This is a genomic window from Terriglobia bacterium (assembly GCA_036496425.1).
Taxonomy (GTDB): Bacteria; Acidobacteriota; Terriglobia; order 20CM-2-55-15; family 20CM-2-55-15; genus 20CM-2-55-15.
Window position 1 is genome coordinate 1 of record DASXLG010000361.1, and the last position, 3459, is coordinate 3459.

Consider the following 3459-nt stretch of genomic DNA (forward strand, 5'->3'; position numbering starts at 1 on the left):
ACACATCCCGCCACCCAGCCGTCGTGATAGAGCGCTCGGTTGCCGAACATCTCGAAATACTGCGTATTCCGTTTACTAGGAGCATCCTTGCCCGAGAAAGTGTAGGCCATGCTGACGCCCTCGATCGGCTTTTGCGGAACACCGTTCACCTCGCGCGGTTCAGGGATGCCCGCGATTTCGAGAATTGTTGGCGCGATATCGATGGCATGGTGGAATTGGGAACGCAGGCCGCCTTTGTCGCTGATGCGTTTCGGCCAGGACATCACCAGACCGTTTCGCGTTCCGCCGAAGTGTGACGCGACCTGCTTCATCCACTGAAACGGTGACGATCCTGCCCAACACCAACCCACGGGGTAGTGATTCTCGAAATTTGGACCACCGATCTCATCGATGTGCTTGAGCATCTTTGCCGCATCGTCCTCGAGGCCCAACATCGTCCTCATCACATTGAGCGTGCCGGTTAGGGTCCCTTCGGCGCTTGGACCGTTGTCACCAACGACGTAGATAATGAGCGTGTCGTCGCGCAGACCCATCTGCTCAATCGCGTCCACCAGCTTTCCGACCTGTATGTCGATGTGCTCCAGGAAGCCGGCGAAGACCTCCTGCATCCGCGCGTAGAGGCGTTTCTCATCCGCCGAACGGGAGGCCCATGACGGGATAGAATCGGGCCGCGGCGTCAGTTTTGTGCTTTTGGGAATGAGGCCAAGTTTCTTCTGACTCTCAAACGTAATTTCGCGCTGGCGATCCCACCCGTGATCGAACTTTCCCTTGTACTTGTCAGCCCATTGCTTGGGCGGATGGTGCGGAGCGTGCGCGGCGCCTGGTGCGAAGTAGACAAAGAACGGCTTCTCGGGTGCCGTGGCCTTCTGCTGCCCAATCCAGCCAATCGCCCTTTCGGTGATCGCTTCAGAGAAATGCCATTTCGGATTGTCGTGCGGCATTTCGATTGGCGCGGTGTTCTCGAAAAGGGGCGTGTGCCACTGGCTCGACTCTCCGCCTTGGAATCCGTAAAAATAATCAAAGCCCTTACCGCTCGGCCAGCGATCGAAAGTACCACAAGCTCCCAGTTCGTGATCGGGTGTGTTGTGCCACTTGCCGAACGCGGCGGTGCTGTATTCATTGGCTTTAAGTATCTCGGCCACGCATGCCGCTTCTCTAGGCCACGAGCCGTCGTATCCTGGGAAGCCCGTTGCCAGCTCCGTGATACAGCCGGTGTGGACGGAGTGGTGGTTGCGCCCGGAAAGCAAAGCGGCTCGCGTCGGCGAGCAAAGCGCGGTCGTATGAAAACGGTTGTAGCGCAGACCCTCGTCGGCGAGACGTTGCAGCGTGGGCGTGTTTGCGGGGCCGCCGAATGTGCTCGTTTGGCCGAAGCCGACATCGTCCAGAAGCACTAAAAGTACGTTGGGTGCGCCTGCGGGCGCCGCCGGCAACGCAATGATATCGGCTTCGGAGTCGGCGTATGTACTTCCGATGCGGCCATGAAAGCGCGGCTCGGGCAGCGGCAGGATGTCGGACAGAATTGTAGTGTCTCGCGGACCTGCGGGTTTAATGTGCTGGTCGATCTTTTTGCCCTTGTTGTTATTCATGTAAGAGTCCTCGTCACTGTCGTGCCATTGCGATCTGGAACCGTTCCTCGGCACCCAGCATGTGATCCACATCCTTGGCCGCGGCATCGATATCGATCTGGACCCACTTGATCTTGCCGCTGAACTCGTTCCCTCGCGGGCCGTAATCTTCTGAGACGGGCTCGCCGACATCGCAACCGACCTCCATCGTCTCGTCCATCGAGAAGAAAAAGGCGTGCGTGCGCCCGATGCGCCCTTCACCAACTTTCTTGGCATCGACATAGAGCGTCGCGGTACCGCCCTTGCCGAGCCCGCCGCCGTCATACGCGAATTCCATGCGCACCTGGTGGGCGCCGGGCGGCAGCTTCGAGGCCGACGTCACGTCGAACTGCATGAGGCCAATGAAGTTGTAGTGGTATCTCAGCTTCCCTTCATGCACGTAGAGGCTCCAGCCGCCAAAATTGCCGCCATGCGCGGCAATCACGCCGTTCGCGCCAACCTCCGGCACTTCGATATCCGCGGTGACCGCGTGCGATTTGTTTTTGATGTTGATGACCGAATTCTCAGAGATACGCCGCATTCCCGGAAAAAATATCTGAGTATTGCCATGCACGACCAACGGGCGGCCCGCGATGTCCGGGTTCGTCCGCTCCGCCTTGCGATCGTCAAGCGGAAACACGTTGTACTTCGACGCCTCCAGGTCGAAGAAGCGCTTCAGCTCGGCGACCTTCTCGGGCATCTCTTTGGCGAGATCGCGCGCCTGCGACCAATCCTTGGTCGTATCGTAAAGTTCCCACACGTCATCGCTGAGCGGCGGCTGCTTTCCCACGACTACCCACGGCAGGTTCCCGTGACGGGTGACGGCGGTCCAACCCTTGTGGTAGATGCCGCGGTTGCAGACCATCTCGAAGTACTGTGTCTCGTGCCGTTCCGCCGCCTTCGCATCGTCGAACGAGTACGCCATGCTGACGCCGTGCAGCGGCTCCTGCATCACGCCATTTACGAGTGTAGGAGTCGGCAGCTTCGCCGCTTCGAGGATGGTGGGCGCAATGTCGATCACGTGGTGAAACTGTGAGCGGATCTCGCCCTTCGCTTTGAAACCATTCGGCCAGTGGACGATCGTGCCGTTGCGCGTGCCGCCAAAATGCGACGCGACTTGCTTGGTCCACTGATAAGGCGTGTCCATCGCGTGGGCCCAGCCTACGGCGTAGTGGTTGTTCGCCTTCCGCGATCCGAGATCGTCGATGTGCTGGATCATCAGCTCCGGCGTGCTCAGGTCGGGCGCCTCGCCGGCCGTCTTGTCGTTGAACGCCCCGATCAACGAGCCTTCCGCCGAAGCGCCGTTGTCGCCGATGATGTAGTAGATCAGCGTGTCGTCCAGAATCTTTAGATCAGCCGCCGCATCGATCACGCGGCCAACGTGATAATCAGCGAACTCCAGGTAGCCTGCGTAGATTTCCATTTCACGTGCGAGCACCGGACGAAGCCGTTCTTCCGTTTTATCCCACGCGGGAATTTGATCAGGCCGCTTCGTTAACTCACACGCTGGCGGAATAACGCCAAGTTTCTTCTGACGAGCGAAAGTCTCATCTCGTAACTTGTCCCAGCCCTGGTCGAATTTACCCTTGTACTTGGCGATCCAATTTTTAGGAACGTGGTGCGGCGCATGCGTCGCACCCGGCGCGAAGTAGAGAAAGAACGGCTTGTCAGGACCGATCGCCTTCTGCTGCCGCATCCAACCAATCGCTTTGTCAGCCAGATCTTCCATCAGGTGATAGCCCTCTTCGGGAGTCCGCTCCGGCTCGATCGGGGTCGTGCCGTCGTAGAGCGCAGGGTAGTACTGGTTATTTTCTCCACCGATGAATCCGTAGAAGTGTTCGAAACCGGAGCCGGT

The 3459-nt window shown here is 58.7% G+C and carries 2 protein-coding genes; both read right to left on the bottom strand.

What is annotated here, in order from left to right; genetic code table 11:
• The coding region (locus VGK48_26595; protein HEY2384761.1) for an arylsulfatase at positions 1 to 1586 on the bottom strand (1586 nt) is incomplete at its 3' end.
• A gap of 13 nt (positions 1587 to 1599) precedes the next feature.
• Positions 1600 to 3459 (bottom strand): sulfatase-like hydrolase/transferase (locus tag VGK48_26600; protein ID HEY2384762.1); only part of this gene is annotated, 1860 nt, incomplete at its 5' end.